This is a genomic window from Bacillus sp. FSL K6-1284, assembly GCF_038002625.1.
GTDB classification, from domain to species: domain Bacteria; phylum Bacillota; class Bacilli; order Bacillales; family Bacillaceae; genus Bacillus; species Bacillus paralicheniformis.
On record NZ_JBBOCW010000001.1, the window covers coordinates 1,154,640 to 1,170,216 of the forward strand.

The 15,577-nt window shown below is 43.2% G+C and carries 16 protein-coding genes and 1 pseudogene; all 17 read left to right on the forward strand.

The window, feature by feature from the left end:
* Positions 1-21 precede the first annotated feature (21 nt).
* The 17 genes and pseudogenes from MHB72_RS05895 (at position 22) to MHB72_RS05980 (ending at position 15,561) form a co-directional block, all read left to right on the forward strand.
* Positions 22-1,725 (forward strand): terminase large subunit, encoded by a 1,704-nt coding sequence (locus MHB72_RS05895; protein ID WP_445684628.1) that lies wholly within the window; start codon positions 22-24, stop codon positions 1,723-1,725.
* A 13-nt stretch (positions 1,726-1,738) separates the two neighbouring features.
* Positions 1,739-2,938 (forward strand): phage portal protein, encoded by a 1,200-nt coding sequence (locus tag MHB72_RS05900; RefSeq protein ID WP_340901908.1) that lies wholly within the window; start codon positions 1,739-1,741, stop codon positions 2,936-2,938.
* Positions 2,939-2,951: 13 nt separating this feature from the next.
* The gene (locus MHB72_RS05905; protein ID WP_340901910.1) at positions 2,952-3,533 is read left to right on the forward strand and encodes an HK97 family phage prohead protease; all 582 of its coding nucleotides are present in this window, start codon (positions 2,952-2,954) and stop codon (positions 3,531-3,533) included.
* Positions 3,496-4,770 carry a phage major capsid protein gene (locus tag MHB72_RS05910; protein ID WP_340901911.1) on the forward strand — a complete coding sequence of 425 codons (1,275 nt, stop codon included), beginning with the start codon at positions 3,496-3,498 and terminating at the stop codon, positions 4,768-4,770. The genes MHB72_RS05905 and MHB72_RS05910 overlap by 38 nt, the downstream gene beginning before the upstream one ends.
* A complete protein-coding gene (locus MHB72_RS22845; RefSeq protein WP_445684623.1) occupies positions 4,770-5,459 on the forward strand; it encodes a head fiber protein in 690 nt (229 codons plus the stop codon). Before MHB72_RS05910 ends, MHB72_RS22845 begins: the two co-directional genes overlap by 1 nt.
* Positions 5,460-5,472: 13 nt before the next feature.
* Positions 5,473-5,760 (forward strand): hypothetical protein, encoded by a 288-nt coding sequence (locus MHB72_RS05925; RefSeq protein WP_340901912.1) that lies wholly within the window; start codon positions 5,473-5,475, stop codon positions 5,758-5,760.
* The gene (locus MHB72_RS05930; RefSeq protein ID WP_340901913.1) at positions 5,747-6,061 is read left to right on the forward strand and encodes a phage head closure protein; all 315 of its coding nucleotides are present in this window, start codon (positions 5,747-5,749) and stop codon (positions 6,059-6,061) included. The genes MHB72_RS05925 and MHB72_RS05930 overlap by 14 nt, the downstream gene beginning before the upstream one ends.
* On the forward strand, positions 6,048-6,401 hold the full coding sequence (locus MHB72_RS05935; RefSeq protein ID WP_340901915.1) for an HK97 gp10 family phage protein: 354 nt from the start codon (positions 6,048-6,050) through the stop codon (positions 6,399-6,401). Before MHB72_RS05930 ends, MHB72_RS05935 begins: the two co-directional genes overlap by 14 nt.
* Positions 6,398-6,727 (forward strand): hypothetical protein, encoded by a 330-nt coding sequence (locus tag MHB72_RS05940; protein ID WP_340901917.1) that lies wholly within the window; start codon positions 6,398-6,400, stop codon positions 6,725-6,727. Before MHB72_RS05935 ends, MHB72_RS05940 begins: the two co-directional genes overlap by 4 nt.
* A 2-nt stretch (positions 6,728-6,729) precedes the next feature.
* The gene (locus MHB72_RS05945; RefSeq protein ID WP_340901920.1) at positions 6,730-7,317 is read left to right on the forward strand and encodes a major tail protein; all 588 of its coding nucleotides are present in this window, start codon (positions 6,730-6,732) and stop codon (positions 7,315-7,317) included.
* Positions 7,317-7,673: a hypothetical protein gene (locus MHB72_RS05950; RefSeq protein ID WP_340901921.1), complete on the forward strand. Its 357-nt coding sequence runs from the start codon at positions 7,317-7,319 to the stop codon at positions 7,671-7,673. The genes MHB72_RS05945 and MHB72_RS05950 overlap by 1 nt, the downstream gene beginning before the upstream one ends.
* A gap of 229 nt (positions 7,674-7,902) precedes the next feature.
* Positions 7,903-9,117, forward strand: a pseudogene (locus MHB72_RS22850) (phage tail tape measure protein); the annotation flags it as partial.
* Positions 9,118-10,610: 1,493 nt separating this feature from the next.
* On the forward strand, positions 10,611-11,846 hold the full coding sequence (locus tag MHB72_RS05960) for a distal tail protein Dit (RefSeq protein WP_340901924.1): 1,236 nt from the start codon (positions 10,611-10,613) through the stop codon (positions 11,844-11,846).
* 14 nt (positions 11,847-11,860) lie between these two features.
* Complete coding sequence (locus tag MHB72_RS05965; protein WP_340901925.1) at positions 11,861-14,551, forward strand: phage tail spike protein; 2,691 nt, start codon at positions 11,861-11,863, stop codon at positions 14,549-14,551.
* A 14-nt stretch (positions 14,552-14,565) separates the two neighbouring features.
* Positions 14,566-15,063, forward strand: a complete 498-nt coding sequence (locus MHB72_RS05970; RefSeq protein ID WP_340901927.1) for a hypothetical protein — start codon at positions 14,566-14,568, stop codon at positions 15,061-15,063.
* The gene (locus tag MHB72_RS05975; protein WP_340901929.1) at positions 15,032-15,328 is read left to right on the forward strand and encodes a hypothetical protein; all 297 of its coding nucleotides are present in this window, start codon (positions 15,032-15,034) and stop codon (positions 15,326-15,328) included. Before MHB72_RS05970 ends, MHB72_RS05975 begins: the two co-directional genes overlap by 32 nt.
* On the forward strand, positions 15,328-15,561 hold the full coding sequence (locus tag MHB72_RS05980; protein ID WP_268343732.1) for a hypothetical protein: 234 nt from the start codon (positions 15,328-15,330) through the stop codon (positions 15,559-15,561). Before MHB72_RS05975 ends, MHB72_RS05980 begins: the two co-directional genes overlap by 1 nt.
* Positions 15,562-15,577 lie beyond the last annotated feature (16 nt).

Here is a 15,577-nt window from a genome sequence, read left to right on the forward strand (position 1 = left end):
TACAAAAACTATACCGCGGTTATGGAGTATGCTAAAAGCGTTGTATCTGGGGAGAAAATAGCGGGCCGTGAAATTATCCAGGCTTGTGAGAGGTTTTTAAGCGATTTAGAAAATGATAAATATGATTTTAAGCCTGATGATGCTGAATATGTCATCGAGATTATCGAAAATACATTCGTTCATGATAAAGGAGAGCGCTTAGACGGCACGCCATTAAGGGGCGAGCCTTTTTTATTGGAGTCTTGGCAAAAATTCATCATATATAACTTATTAGGGTTCTTTTATAAGGACTCAAGGATTAGGCGCTATAAAGAGGCGTTTATTTTTATACCACGAAAAAACGGAAAGACAAGATTTGTGGCCGCTTTATCCTGGGCGCTTGCACTACTTGAGATGAAATCAGGATCGACCATCTATATTGTAGGTGCTGCATTGCGTCAAGCGCTTCAAAGCTTTGATTTTATCAATTTTAATTTGGCGCAGATGGGTGAGAAAGGTACCTTTCGGGTGCGAGACAATAACCAAGAGCATAGTATAAGTGGCGAGCTGGAGGGCGGGTCATTGCATATTGAAGCGCTGGCCGCTAATCCGGATACACAAGATTCTTTGAACAGTAATATTGCGATTGCGGACGAGCTTCACGCCTACAAAACGCCGAAGCAGTACAACATTATCAAAGAATCGATGAAGGCGTACACGAATAAGCTCATGATTGGCATTACAACCGCCGGAGATGACATGACAAGCTTTTGTTTTCAGCGGCTTCAGTATTGCAAAAAGATATTGGATAAGACGATCACGGCGGAACATTACTTCATATTCATTGCAAAGGCTGATGAAGGGGAGCGCGGTGAAGTTGATTACACAAACCCGATACAACATGAAAAAGCAAACCCAAATTACGGGGTAACAATTAGGCCGCAGGACATTTTAGACGATGCCCTGGAGGCGCAAAACGATCCGCAGCAGCGAAAAGATTTCTTGGCCAAGTCTGTAAATATTTTCACCTCAGCCATGAGAGCTTATTTCAATATCGATGAGTTTAAAGCGTCTGATCAGCAATACAAATGGACGCTGAAGGATTTAGCGAAACTTAAAATTGATTGGTATGGCGGGGCCGACTTATCGAAAATGCACGATTTAACCGCGGCCGCATTGTACGGGACATATAACCATAAGGGAAAAGAGATCGATATTGCTATCACGCATGCCTGGTTCCCCGTAGTTACGGCACACCAAAAGGCTGAAGATGACGGCATACCATTGTTTGGCTGGAAAGATGACGGCTGGCTAACCATGTGTAATACGCCGACCGTAAATCATGACGATGTTATTAAATGGTTTCTAGAAATGAAAAAACGAGGGTTTCGGATTAAACAGGTCGGCTTTGATAGAAAATTCGGTGCTGAGTTTTATCTAGGCATGAAGCAAAAGGGTTTCAAGATTGTGGATCAACCGCAGTATTTTCATAGGAAGTCTCAAGGCTTCCGCAGGATCGAAAAGAAAGTAAAGGATGGGCTTTTCTACTATCTGCATTCCCAGGCCTTTGAATATTGTGTTCAAAACGTACATGCGATAGAAAAGACAGATGACATGATCCAATATGAAAAGGTTATGCCTGAACAACGGATTGACATTTTTGATGCGGCGGTTTTTGGAGCCGTTCGAAAAATAGAAAACATGGAAAGGGCCACGTCTGCTTCTGATTGGCTCGGGAAAGGTTAAAGGAGGTGAGACAGTGAAATGGTTTAAACGGACTTTTGGGAGAATACGGACAAGATCTGAGCCAAGCAGCGTCATGAGCTGGTTTTTAACACAGGATGCCAATGACACGCTATGCGTGCCAGGATATACAAGGCTTTCAGACAATCCAGAGGTAAGAATTGCGGTTGATAAAATCGCAGATCTTATTTCTTCTATGACAATTCAGTTAATGCAAAATACAGATGATGGTGATGTAAGAGTAAAAAACGCACTATCAAAGAAGATCGACATAAACCCATACAGTCTCATGACTCGTAAAGCTTGGGTTTACAATATCGTTAATACGATGCTATTAGAAGGTGATGGGAACTGTGTTGTTTTCCCGAAAATGAAAAGTGGCTTGATAGATGAGCTTGTACCTTTGGCTCCCTCTAAAGTCAGTTTTACGGATACAGACACCGCCTATAAAGTGTTGTATCAAGGCAAGCCTTATAACTATGATGAGGTGCTGCATTTCACCATAAATCCCGATCCGGAAAAGCCCTATATGGGAAAAGGGTATCGAGTGGTGTTAAGAGATATTATTGATAATCTAAAGCAAGCCACAAAGACAAAGAAAGGATTCATGTCTGACAAATGGAAACCAAGCATTATTGTTTCCGTAGACGCCATGACAGAAGAGCTTGCAAGCGAAGAAGGCCGTGAGGAGATACTCCGGAAATATATTTCGGAAACCGGCGGTGGGAAACCTTGGGTTATCCCTGCGGATCTTGTGAAAGTTGATCAGGTAAAGCCTTTGTCATTAAAAGATTTGGCGATTAATGAAGCGGTTGAATTGGATAAAAAAACAGTTGCAGGCATCCTCGGGGTTCCTGCTTATTTTCTTGGCGTTGGCGAGTACAAAAAGGAAGAATACAACAACTTTATTAATTCCCGGATTCTCCCGATCGCTCAGGGAATGGAACAGGAGTTAACTCGCAAGCTGCTAATTAGTCCTGATATGTATTTTAAATTCAATCCGCGGAGCTTATATGCTTATGACTTAAAAGAATTGGCCGATGTAGGATCATCTCTTTACGACAAGGGTCTGATGTGGGGTAACGAGGTTCGGGATTGGATCGGCCTTTCACCAAAAGAAGGTTTGAATGAATTAGTCATCCTAGAAAATTACATCCCAGCTACACAGATTGGGGATCAAAACAAACTGAAAGGCGGTGATGACAATAGCGAATAGAGAGGAAAGGCAAATGCGAAGCATAGCCGCAGATCTCAAGACAAGGGCTGAAGAAGATGAAATGACCATCGACGGATATTTTGCCGTATTTAATTCAGTCACAGAATTGTTTCCAGGAGCTTTTGAAGAAATTGCGCCTGGGGCCTTTGATAAAACTTTAAGTAATGATATCCGAGCTTTAATTAACCATGATACGGCTCTTGTTTTGGGGAGAAATAAAGCGGGGACGCTTGATCTAAAAGTAGATAGCCGCGGCCTTTGGGGCAGCATTCGAATAAATCCGAATGATACTGATGCAGTCAACCTCTATGAGCGTGTTAAACGTGGAGACGTTGATCAGTGTTCATTCGGATTTAACATTTTACAGGAAGAAACAGACTTTCGAGAAGATGGGACGGTTAAATGGATTCTCAAAGATATTGACCTCCATGAAGTGTCTGTGGTCACTTTCCCCGCTTATGACGCTACCGGCGTACAAGCCAGAAAAAAAGAAGTGCAGCAGCATGAAGCCCGCAAAATGGAGCAGCGAAAAAATCAGTTAAAGGAGCGATTAAAAAATGGCGTTAAAGCAGCTAATGATCCAGAAAAAGATTGATCAGAGGAAATCTTTGCTGGATGACTTGAAGAAACAAGAAGAAGAATTTGCAACCCGTTCGGCCGAATTAGAGAAATCCATTAATGAGGCTGAAACGGATGAAGAAGTTAATGCAGTTGAGGAAGAAATCAATAAACTCGAAGCTGAAAAAGAAGATGTAGGCAGCAAGAAAGCAGGACTTGAGGAAGAAATTTCAGAGCTTGAAGGGGAGCTGGAGAGCCTGAATGAAGCTGCACCAACAAATCAAAATGCTGAAGAGAGGGGATCAAAGAGCATGTCAAAAGAGAAAAGAACATTAAATGGCGAATATTTCACTAGAGAGGTGCAGGATTTTTATAGCGAATTGCGTTCACGCTTAGAAGCGCGCGCAAACGGTCAAGTGCTTCCTCCAGGTGAATCCGGGGCCGAGTTAGTCATTCCAGATACTGTTGTAAACCGTATCCGTGAACGTATTGGGGACTTTACAACGCTTTACCCACTGGTTGATAAAGTCAAAGCTGGTGGCCGAGTAAAATTAATTCTTGATGTTGATGCGGGGGAAGCTACTTGGCTAGAGATGCGCGGGCCGCTGCCAGAAGAGGATGATTCAAAACTTACAGCTGTTGAGTTTGATGGGTTCAAAGTTGGCCGTGTGGTTTATATCGACAATTCATTGCTTGAAGATTCAATTATTAACCTGGATGAATACTTAACGAAACGTATCGCGCGATCCATTGCGAAAGCAGTAGATAAGGCGATTGCAATTGGTGAAGGGGCTTCAGCAAAACAGCCAGAAGGGATTATTCCAGCCATTCCAAAGGCTAACAAAGTAACTGCACCACCAACCTACGCTGATATCGTTCCACATCTTGGGAAAATTGATACGGGAGAGGATGCAAGCGGGGAAATTATAGCTGCCATGCACCGCCAAACTTATTATGCTAAGGTTGCCGCGCTCACGCTTCATGTAAATTCAGAAGGCCAAGACGTAGTGCAGCTGCCTAATTTGGCACAGCCCAATTTTCTAGGATTAAAAGTAGTTTTTAACAACTATATTCCAAAAGATAAAATCATTTTTGGGGATTACGAGTATTACACACTGGTTGAACGGGAGAGCACACGTGTTGATATGTCAGGACATTATAAATTTAGAGAAGATCAAACAGCGATTCGCGGCGTTGGCCGTTACGATGGGAAACCTGTTATGCCAAAAGCATTTGTGGAAGTCACTTTACAAGACGGAGGTGTGGAAGGCTAATGGCTACATTTAAAGCAATCGTTACAGAAGATATCCCAGCAAATAGGCTTTTGAATAAAACCAGTGGAGAAGATGGCATTGAAATTGCTGTCGCTAAGGATGGCGACACTCCGGAATTTAGATCTACTGGAGAGTTAACAGCTGGTCAAGAAGTTACAGTGAATGTCTTGGACAGTCCGATCTGGAAAGTGGAAGCCGGAGCCGACATTAAAGCCGGTGAACAGGTAAAGGTTGGCACCAATGGCACGGTTGTCCCTGCGGCAGAAGACACAGGCCTTGGCTATGCAACTGCTGCCGTAAGCAAAGGGGATCTTGCTAGCATTGTATGGGGTGCTGGCGGGTCAGGAGGAAGCGTCGGCCCTGGTACCGTCGGAACCGATGACCTTGAAGATGAGGCAGTCACTCACCAGAAATTAGGAGTTAATGCCGTGCTCAATAAAAATATTGGCGATGGCTCTGTCCAAAACAGAAATATCGGAACGGGAAGCGTGCAAGAAAATAACATCGGTGCCAAGGCTGTGCCTTTAGAAAAGCTGGGGGATGACGTGACAGCCCTTTTAGACAAAAAGCTTACAGCCTCCCAAGCAGCTGCACAAGATGACAGCACGGCGACCGATGTTGAAGGCCTTGTGGCTGATCTCAATGCCTTGCTGGCAAAACTCAAGACGGCAAAGATCATGGCATCATAAAGGATGCGTTTAAATGGACAAGGATCAAGTTTTACAGCTCGTCAAAGCACGCTTGGGCATTAGTACAGCGGTTAGGGATACGTACCTAACCGCTATTATTAATGGCGTTATAACAGAGCTGACAGGTGAAAAGGGCGTCAACCTTCAAGCTGAAAACGCCAATCATCTCATGTTTGTTGTTGATTATTCCACATGGAGGTACCAAAACAAAGACAATACCGCAGGTCTGCCGCGGCACCTCCAGTTCAGGTTGCACAATCTATTTATTCATAACGGTGGTGGCGCTGATGGCGACGTATGATCATGAATTAACGCTAATCCAGCAGGATTTTGATAACGATGAAATCGGTAATCAGATCCCAACTGAAACTAGAACTACCGTTCTATGCAGTAAAAAGTCTGTCACCCGAACTGAGTTTTATAATGCTGCTAACAGCGGGGCGAAACCGGTTTTAGTGTTTACGGTTCACAGCTACGAATACAACGATCAGCAAAAGGTTGAATTTGAGGGCCGGCCATATTCCGTTATTCGAACATACGAGAATGACTTTGAAGAGATTGAATTGACTTGCGAAAGGGTGATCGGGAATGGCAAGAAATGATTTTGCGCGGGAGATTTCGCAAGCCTTGAAAGGATTCACTACGGAAGTTGAAGAGGGTTTGGAGCGGGAGAAAGAAAAAGTGGCAAAAGAAGGAGCCGGAATTTTAAAAAGAACTAGCCCGAAGGATACAGGGAAATATGCCAGGGGCTGGCGGGCAAAAAAATATGGCCGTGCCTGGGTAGTTCATAACGCAACGAAGCCGCAGCTTACGCACCTTTTAGAAAAAGGTCATGCAAAACGGAATGGCGGAAGGGTTGCTGGAAAAGAGCACATCCGTCCAGTTGAGCAGAAAATGATAGAAGAGTTTGAGGCAGCAACAGAAAGGCTGATCAGGGGATGACATTAGCAGAATTAAAGAAATTGCTTGAGGCCACGGGATATCCTGTGGCCTATTCCCATTTCAATGAATCGGCTTCAAAATCGCCGCCTGATCCGCCTTTTATTACGTATTCAGCTCCCGACACATCAAATTTCATGGCTGATAACAAGGTTTATAAAAAGATTACAAACGCTCAGATTGAGCTGTACACAAATATCAAGGATCTGGAAGCGGAAGCAAAACTGGAACAGCTGCTAGACGAGAGCAACATCCCTTATGAAGCGGACGAGACGTGGATTGAATCTGAACAACTGTTTCAAAGAATATATGACTTAGGAGTGATTTAATAATGCCAGAAAATAAGGTTAATTATGGCTTACAAGATGTGCATTATGCACCTTTTACTGTAGAAGATGGCATAGTCACGTATGATAAGCCAATCCCTATCCCGGGAGCGGTTGAACTATCACTAGAGCCACGCGGCGACATGATCGAATTTTATGCAGATAACATGCTTTATTACTCTGCAAGTAATAACCAAGGTTATGAGGGTACGCTCTCTATTGCGAATATCCCTGAACAGTTTGCAATTGATGCCCTGGGCGAAGAAAAAGATCCTGATGATGGGGTCATTAATGAGCTAGCAAACGCAAAACAAAAACCATTCGCGCTGCTATTTCAGTTTGAAGGAGATGTGAAAGCGACAAGGCACGTCATTTATAACTGCACAGCTAACAGGCCAACCGTCTCCTCAGCAACAAAAACGGATTCTGTAGAGCCTACACCAAACGAACTGACATTTGTTTCGGCCCCGCGCCCGACAGATTCAGCAGTTAAAACCAAGACCACGCTATCTACTCCGGCGGAGATTTATGATGCTTGGTACGAAAAAGTTTATCAAAAAGCCGGTACTGGCGGCGGGGGAGTTGAAGGTTAATGGAAAAAACACTGACAATTGATGGCCGTCAGGTTCGATTTAAATCAACGGCGGCTACCGTACTAAGATATAAAGCACAATTTGGCAGGGATTTCTTTGCTGATTTACTCAAAATGGCTCCGTTGACGAAGCTACAGGAACAGGGCGTTACCACTGAAAATATGAATCTTGAAGTTATGAACTTTATTGATTTTGAAGTGCTTTACAATATTGCCTGGGTTTTGGCGAAGACAGCAGATAAAACAATAGCTGAACCGGTTGAATGGCTCGATACATTTGATGAATTCCCTTTAATGGATATTCTCCCGGAACTGCAAGAATTAATTGAAAAAGCTTTAGGCACTAAAAAAAAGTAGAAGATGGAGAATCGGACGGTGAACCTCTCACCACCGATTCTTTTTTGTTTATGTGCAAAAGAGTCGATCTGACTTTACCGGAAATGGAACTGATGACAATAGGCATGTGCCTTGACTATATGGATGAGTTTATTAAACAAAGCAACCCAGACAAAAAACCAAAAGCGCGAAAAACAAGAAAAGCCACCCAAGCAGATTATGACAGCTTCTAAACATAGGGGGTGAGGTGATGGCAAAGCGGATAAAAGGCATCACAATTGAAATTGATGGAGAAACAAGAGGATTAGACAGAGCGCTTCAAGACGTAAATAAACGCTCTCAAGATGTTAACAAGGAATTGCGCGAAGTTGATAGGCTATTAAAATTCAATCCCGGAAATACAGAACTCATCGCCCAAAAACAAAAATTGCTTGGTGATCAAGTGGCTGCAACCAGGGATAAATTAAATCGGCTAAAAGATGCACAAGCGCAAGTACAACGCCAGTTTGAAAATGGTGATATTGGTGCTGAACAGTACCGGGCCTTTCGGCGAGAAATCGTAAAAACAGAAAGTCAGCTTGAAAAATTTCAAAGAGAACTGGCTTCCGTGGATGACGGCCGGGATCTTGAGAATCTACAGCAGGACATGCGAGGTGTTGAAAAGGAGACAGACCAGGCAAAATCAGCAATCGGAGATCTAGGAACCGCTTTAGCCGGTGCTGCTGCTGCTGGTGTTGGCGCAGCGACTGCAATAGATAAAGCCCTGGACTTTTCCACCTTGGATACTCAAATAGATATATCGTTTAACGTTCCGGAGGAATCAAAAAAGTCGGTCAAACAAGCTGTGAAAGATGTATCTGCTTATGGCGTAGACGCAGAAGAAGCGCTGGAGGGTATTCGCAGGCAGTGGGCTTTGAACGCAAAGGCAAGTGACGAATCAAATGCAAAGGTCGTTAAAGGTGCGGCCGCTATTGCGAAAGCCTATGCCGGTATTGATTTCACAGAACTCATTCAAGAGACAAATGAAATATCAAAAGCCTTGAAAATCTCAGATAGTGATGCTTTGGGGCTCACTAATTCCCTGTTAAAGATCGGATTCCCGCCAGAACAGCTTGACATTATTTCTGAATACGGAACACAACTGAAAAATGCCGGTTACGATGCCGAAGAAATCCAAGCTATTATGGCCGCCGGTGTCGAGACTGGAACGTGGAATATTGATAACTTACTTGACGGTTTAAAAGAGGGCCGTATCCGGGTTTCTGAATTTGGGCAAGAAGTGCCGAAAGCCGTTAAGGGGCTTCTTGAAGGAACAAACATATCAGCTAAACAATTGCAGAAATGGGGCCAGGAAGTTGCGAAGGGCGGCGAAGGCGGAGCACAAGCCATGCAAGAAATCGCAAAAGCACTTAATGGCGTAGATAATGAAACGCAAAAAAATCTATTGGGCGTACAGATTTTTGGAACGATGTATGAAGACCAAGGGCAGAACATTATTGATACGCTTTTAAATGCGGAAAATCAAACGGTCAGCCTTAAAGAAAATACAGACGGTTTAAACTCCTCTGTGCAGTCATTAGATTCTTCACCCGCTGTTTTAATGCAGCAAGCCTTTAATGACATTCAAACGGCGCTTGGCCCATTGCTAGAAAAGATTGCGGGTTTTGTTGCAAATGTTGCAAGTTGGGCATCCAAAAATCCGGAACTCACAGCCACCATTGTTGCGGTTGTATCAGCAATTGGAATCTTGCTGGGAGCATTAACGGCAATCACTCCAATCATAACCGCCTTGGCGTCTTTGGCGGGTGTTCTTGGGGTGAGTATTGGAGCAATTTCGGCCCCCGTCCTAATCGTAATCGGAGTCATCACAGCGTTAGTGGCTATATTTGCTACACTTTGGGCGAATTGGGATTCGATAAGTAAATTTTTGGTTAATAGCTGGAATTGGATCGCGCAGCAATCCAGCCAAATTTTTGGCTCCATCGCTAGCTGGTTCAGTTCGATTTGGTCAAGCATAGGCCAAACTTTTAATAATGCTGTCAGCAAAATTAAAGAATGGGTAATTGGTAAATTCCGCGATATCGTTAGAGGGATGCAAGAAAAAATGAACTCGGCCAAAAGTGCGATATCTAGTATTTGGAATGCTATAAAATCCTTCTTTTCCAACACGGTTGGTCAAATTTGGAGCAATACGGTTTCAAAGTTTACAAGTCTTGTATCTTCAATAGGCTCAAAAATGTCCGCAGCAAAAAGTAAAATATCTAGTATTTGGAACTCGATAAAGGGGTTCTTTTCTAGAATCGTCGGAAATATCTGGTCAGTCGTGAGCAGTAACTTTGGAAGAGTTGTCAGCACCATAGGATCAAAAATGGGGAGTGCCTATTCAACTGTAAAGACCATTTTGGGTAATATCAAAAGCTTTTTTAGTGGCATCAACTTATACAAAAGCGGAAAAGCGATCATCCAGAGTGCCATAGACGGCCTTATGGCTATGAAAGACAAGATACTCAGGAAAGTTAACGACATTGTCGGCGCCGTTCGTGATTTCTGGCCCTTCTCTCCTGCAAAAAGAGGCCCGTTAAGTGATATTGACAAAATGGATTTTGCTGGGCCCATTGAGACTTCACTAAAAAAAGCAGAAAGTCCATTAATCAGATCGACAGACAAGCTGGCAAATGATGTTCTTCAGTCCCTTTCTAACATGAACGCTCCCGTCGGAATCAACGGCGAATTGGGCACCGGTTTAGCCGAAGTCAATGCCGCCGGCGACATGTCCGCAGTTGTCCAAGCCATTCAACAGTTGTCAAAAGCTGTTTTAAATCAGCCTGTTGAGGTGGCCGTCCAAAGTGTCCAGGCCAGTTTGGATGTTAATGGACAAAGGCTTGCTCAGACAATCGAAAAAGACGTGACGAAGGCGCAACAGCGGCGAAATTTCAGGGATCTACGGAGGTATAAATAATGTTTACCTTCAATGGAGTAAGTAAACCTTTTGTACGCATGATGTATGACGGAAATCAGCGCCCGATGTGGGCAGAAGTAGACCGGGATTTAATAGAAATTCCAGGCCGTCCAGGAGCCTTCCTGAGACAAACAAAAACCAAGGTGCGAGAACTCTCAATACCCATAATGATTGATGGCGTTTCTGATCTTCAGAAAGCAAAAGAAGAGGTAGCGGAGTGGTTGGTCACAGATAAGCCAGAGGCGTTGATTTTTCCGGATGAACCGGACAGAACATACTACGCCATGGTTAACGGGACGGCAGAGCTGGACGAAATATTTAAATTTGGAAAAGGATCAGTTACTTTTATATGCTCTGATCCATACAAATATGGTGCGGAACAATCATTCACTATTGGCGCGCCTTTAGATCCAGATACAAACCAGATCAAAAACGGTGATTTCAGAGAGGGAAAAGATCATTGGTATTCTACCAACAATATAGGCGAGGCCGTCCCTGTTTCTTCTGATCAGATTGAATTTAAACACGCTTTTGAAATCAAACAACCCGACATTTATCTAATATATTTCTTTGACGATCCGATGTGGTGGGCAGGCAAGCAAGGGTATGCATCATGTTGGGCAAATGTGCAAAATTCTGCTTTTGATACAGGAAACGGCGCCGTTTTGTATTTCAGAGCAAGAAAAAAGTCTGATCAATCCTATATTTATTTTCAAAGTGATCAAAGGCTTAATGGCGACACTAACGGATGGATACAAATTTCTTTTCCTTTCGATTTCTCAACCATCACAGAAGAAATTGACCAGCTGTATTTTGCCATTAGCACGGCCGGAGGATTTACAGTCGTAGAAGCGCAATTTACCGGGTTCATGGTGACTTTCACTGACGAATTAACACCATGGATACCGGATGGGACTGGACATGTCAAGAGTAATGGAACGGCTCCGACTCATCCAATAGTTGAATGTACATTTACAGAAGCGGCTGAAGGGTATGACGTGCAGCTCTTAAATAGCGATACAAGCCTAAATAAAGGGGTGTCCCTGGCTTTTGATTTCATAGAAGGGGACAAACTTGTTATCGACTTTTCAAAGCGCCTGGCGACACTAAACGGTGAAAAGAAAAACACCGCTTTTCTTATAAAATCCGATTTCTATCAGATTCCGCCAAAGAAAGATACGTTAATACGAGCGACGCAGCCAAGCACCATAAAATTTAAAGACAGATACTTATAAAGGCAGGTGATCTCATGGCGGATTTATGGATTTTAGGCAAAAATGATAAAACGCTGGCCGTCTTATCTAGCGAAGCCGAAGGCGCCTGTACTTTTTGGGGAGCTCCGTTTAGAGAAGAATTAAACCAGGGATCAACCTTTAAGTTTACATGTGATCGAACGCATTCTGATAGTAGATATGTTGCGCAAATGAACCAAGTCGTCTTTAAAGATGAGGACGGCTTTTTTCGTCTCTTTAAAATCCGTGAGATTGACCGGGATAGTGGGGCGAACGGGAAAGAGAAGACAGCCCATTGCGAGCCGGCAGAAATGGAATTACTTGAAAAAATTATTGATGATGTGCGGCCGCAGAATACAACACAGCAGGATGCACTTGATCGTGCGTTAGTGGGCACAAGGTGGAAAGGAAATGTAACAGCGGACTTTGGCCTTAACTCAACAAACTTCTATCACATAAGCGTGTATGAGGCTATAACAGAGATCATTAAAGTTTGGGGCGGCGAATTAAGGTTCACTATCAAATTTGATGAAAAATCTAATACTATTACGGAGCGTGTCGTAAACATCGTACCGCGCCGCGGCGAAGATGCGGGCGACCGTTTTGAGGTCGGATACAACATCGACAGAATTCATGAAACGGTCATGTCTTACCCGGTAACTGCTTTATATGGCTGGGGTGCGAGTGAGGAAACGGAAAACGGCGGGCATACTCGATATCTTAACTTTGCTGATGTCGAGTGGAAGGTTTCAAATGGAGATCCAGTTGATAAGCCGAAAGGCCAAAAATGGGTTGAATACCCGCCGGCTAAAGAGGAATACGGAATAGAAGAAGACGGCAGCATTTTAAATTTGGAAGGTCAATGGCAAGATGAAAACATAAAAGATGCTGAGGAACTTCTTCAAAAAACTTATGAACAGCTAGTTAATGCAGCATCAAAAATACAATCAAATTATGAACTAGAAGTCGTTTTGCAACATGAGTCTGTATCATTAGGCGACACGCGTCTTGCACTCGATCGCACCTCTCCTGATCCGATTGAATTTACTGGCCGCGTAATCGCTTTAGAATACGATGTCTCAGATCTGTCCGTGCCGGCCAAGGCTGAAATGGGGCAATTTTTGGACGTTTATGGGCCGGATAAACGCATTGATGAAATTGAAGACCAAATAAAGAATATTGACCGTGACGTGACGGTGACGGATGAAAATTTTCCGAATACAAAGCCACAAACACCTACCAATGTAACGGCCGAAGGACGTTTTGCAAAAGTTTCGCTTTCATGGGATTTTGAACCCTATTCATATATTGCGAAATACGAGGTTTACGGCTCCCAAGTAAAGGATTTCACGCCGGATACCACGAATAAAACCAACCTATTATGGGCCGGTAAAGAGGGCGGATGGGTTCATGAAGCTGATGTAAATCAAGTTTGGTACTATCGTATCCGTGCCGTTAATACTCACGGAACAGCGAGTGATTTTACCGCTCAGTATTCGGCTGCCACAGTACGGATCGGAACGAAACATATTGAATATCAGTCGATTACAAATGCATTAATGGGTGTTGCGGCCATAGATACCGCAAATATAGCTGACGCAGCTATCACTAATGCGAAAATTGATAGTCTGATAGCTGACAAGATCAAAGGTGGCATCTTGTCCGGTGTTATCGTTCGAAGTGATAATGACCAGGGCGACACAATCGAATTAAAGGACGGAACGCTCACATCTAAAATAAACAGCCGAGATATGATAAAAATGGCTAACTTTAACCTTTATTTTTACGATTCTGGCGAGCAAGCACCTTCACCTGATTATAGGGAAGTTGGGAGATTAGCGAACGTTTGGGATACCTCCGACCCCTCAACGCGTGGCTTCGCAGTTAATGGGAGAAAAGATTATTTGAGTCTCGGAAGGCAAACAGCAGAGAGCACTTCTCAACCTGCTTATCGCTTAGATTTTAACGACAGATCTACTATTTTAGCCGGTGCTATTAAAGAAGACGGCAAATGGAATGGAAGGTTATCGCTCCGCTCAACCTATCTTGCTGATTGGGGCAAAATCGGAAAAAATTTATATGTTCCTCAAGTGGCAATAAGCAATTACAATGAAGGCTCAACAAAATGGGGCGGCGTGTACGTTTACACTGGTCGATCTTCTGATGCCCCCGGCGGTTCAAATAAACGTTTTGGTTTTGAGGTTTGGCAATATCAAGGGACAGGGTCTGCTGCGGAGCAACTCTTTAAAATTGATAGGTCGAGCACTGGCCAAGGGAATTTCATGGCATTTTATGGGGATACCGCCTATCTGCCCTATAATGTTCGTTTAGAATCTGGGGATTCGTCAAAAAATGGTGTTCAGGGAATGGGCCTTTCTTTGAGCAATACAACTGCAGATGTGAGGGGGGATCTTACATCCAATGCAACTATGCGTATTTATTATTGGGATGGTTTAACGCTCAATAATGGTAGTGGTTCCACCGCATGGGCGGAGGCAAAGCTTGATATAGGAAGCAACGTTGAAAAGATATATTTTGCTACCGTTATCCCATACGGAAACCTTAATGACGGAATTGTGTGCGGGATCCAAGGGATGTCAGCCGGGAACCATTTTATAAATGCAAGAGTGCGCGGAACTGGCGCGTATAATGTAAAAGGGTATACGGTGACACGTTTGATGTTTCTTTATATTTATGAGCCGAAATAGAAAGAGGGATAGAATTGCTTCATATTATTAATTTGTTTGGCCGAGATCTAAAAACGTCCGGGTTAGAAGTTGAAAGTACAAATGAGACCGTTGTTTTCCATGATTATGCCATAACGCTGAATGGGAAAAGTCAGCAGATGGAGGCTATTGGCTTTAATCTTGAAGGAAGTACAGATAGACGCATTCTATATAAACTGTATTTAATTAAAAAAGATGATGAGCCTTTAAACTACCATTTGACAAGAGTTGAATTAGATTCGGACGGATTTAGCACAATTGATGATCCACCAGATGTCATCTATCTACTGGCTGAAATCTATATTGAACGAGACGGAACAGTGGCCGGCGTCGTCTATAATTCTACAGATGAAGTCCCATATTCCAAAAATGCAGATCTTATGAAGCTGCCGACTCAATTTAACATTAGGGTTGACGAAAGTATTTTTGATCAAAATGATCCAGGACAGGAGCGTGATGAAGATGTTCCGGAAATTAGAACCGGAGAACATTAAAGCAACTGAACCTAGGGAAACAACTAGCGAAAAGTTGATACGGCAAAACATCACATTACAAAGGGTGATGATCAGCCAGCTATTGAATGACGGAAACCCACTTCCTGCTTATGAGTTATTTTGTGATTGTTGGGAGAACGGCACAATAACCACGGCTCAGTTAAATAAAGCTTTGTCTAACGGCCTGATCACCCAAAGCGATTATAACCAAATTACAGCATCCCCGCGCGGCGATGCAATTCCAGATGAAACGGGGCAATTATAATGAGTCAAAACAAACCAACTTATGAGCAATTAGAAGAAAGGGCAAGATTTGTTGAATATAAATGTTTATCCTTACAAGAAGAATTGTCAAAGGCTTACGATTTAATAACGAATGTACAAGCCTTATATAAAATGGAGCACGAGACAGTCGAAAAACTTCAGCAGGAATTAAAACGGATGGAAGATGAACTGATGAAAATTAAACAAAAGTCTAAACCAAAAGCGGCGAAATAAGCGGCTTTTTTATTTT

Coding starts and splice junctions, on each gene's coding strand:
- MHB72_RS05895 (WP_445684628.1), top strand. CDS start 22: ATGGAGTATGCTAAAAGCGTTGTATCTGGGGAGAAAATAGCGGGCCGT.
- MHB72_RS05905 (WP_340901910.1), top strand. CDS start 2,952: ATGCGAAGCATAGCCGCAGATCTCAAGACAAGGGCTGAAGAAGATGAA.
- MHB72_RS05910 (WP_340901911.1), top strand. CDS start 3,496: ATGGCGTTAAAGCAGCTAATGATCCAGAAAAAGATTGATCAGAGGAAA.
- MHB72_RS22845 (WP_445684623.1), top strand. CDS start 4,770: ATGGCTACATTTAAAGCAATCGTTACAGAAGATATCCCAGCAAATAGG.
- MHB72_RS05925 (WP_340901912.1), top strand. CDS start 5,473: ATGGACAAGGATCAAGTTTTACAGCTCGTCAAAGCACGCTTGGGCATT.
- MHB72_RS05930 (WP_340901913.1), top strand. CDS start 5,747: ATGGCGACGTATGATCATGAATTAACGCTAATCCAGCAGGATTTTGAT.
- MHB72_RS05935 (WP_340901915.1), top strand. CDS start 6,048: ATGGCAAGAAATGATTTTGCGCGGGAGATTTCGCAAGCCTTGAAAGGA.
- MHB72_RS05940 (WP_340901917.1), top strand. CDS start 6,398: ATGACATTAGCAGAATTAAAGAAATTGCTTGAGGCCACGGGATATCCT.
- MHB72_RS05945 (WP_340901920.1), top strand. CDS start 6,730: ATGCCAGAAAATAAGGTTAATTATGGCTTACAAGATGTGCATTATGCA.
- MHB72_RS05950 (WP_340901921.1), top strand. CDS start 7,317: ATGGAAAAAACACTGACAATTGATGGCCGTCAGGTTCGATTTAAATCA.
- MHB72_RS05960 (WP_340901924.1), top strand. CDS start 10,611: ATGTTTACCTTCAATGGAGTAAGTAAACCTTTTGTACGCATGATGTAT.
- MHB72_RS05965 (WP_340901925.1), top strand. CDS start 11,861: ATGGCGGATTTATGGATTTTAGGCAAAAATGATAAAACGCTGGCCGTC.
- MHB72_RS05975 (WP_340901929.1), top strand. CDS start 15,032: ATGTTCCGGAAATTAGAACCGGAGAACATTAAAGCAACTGAACCTAGG.
- MHB72_RS05980 (WP_268343732.1), top strand. CDS start 15,328: ATGAGTCAAAACAAACCAACTTATGAGCAATTAGAAGAAAGGGCAAGA.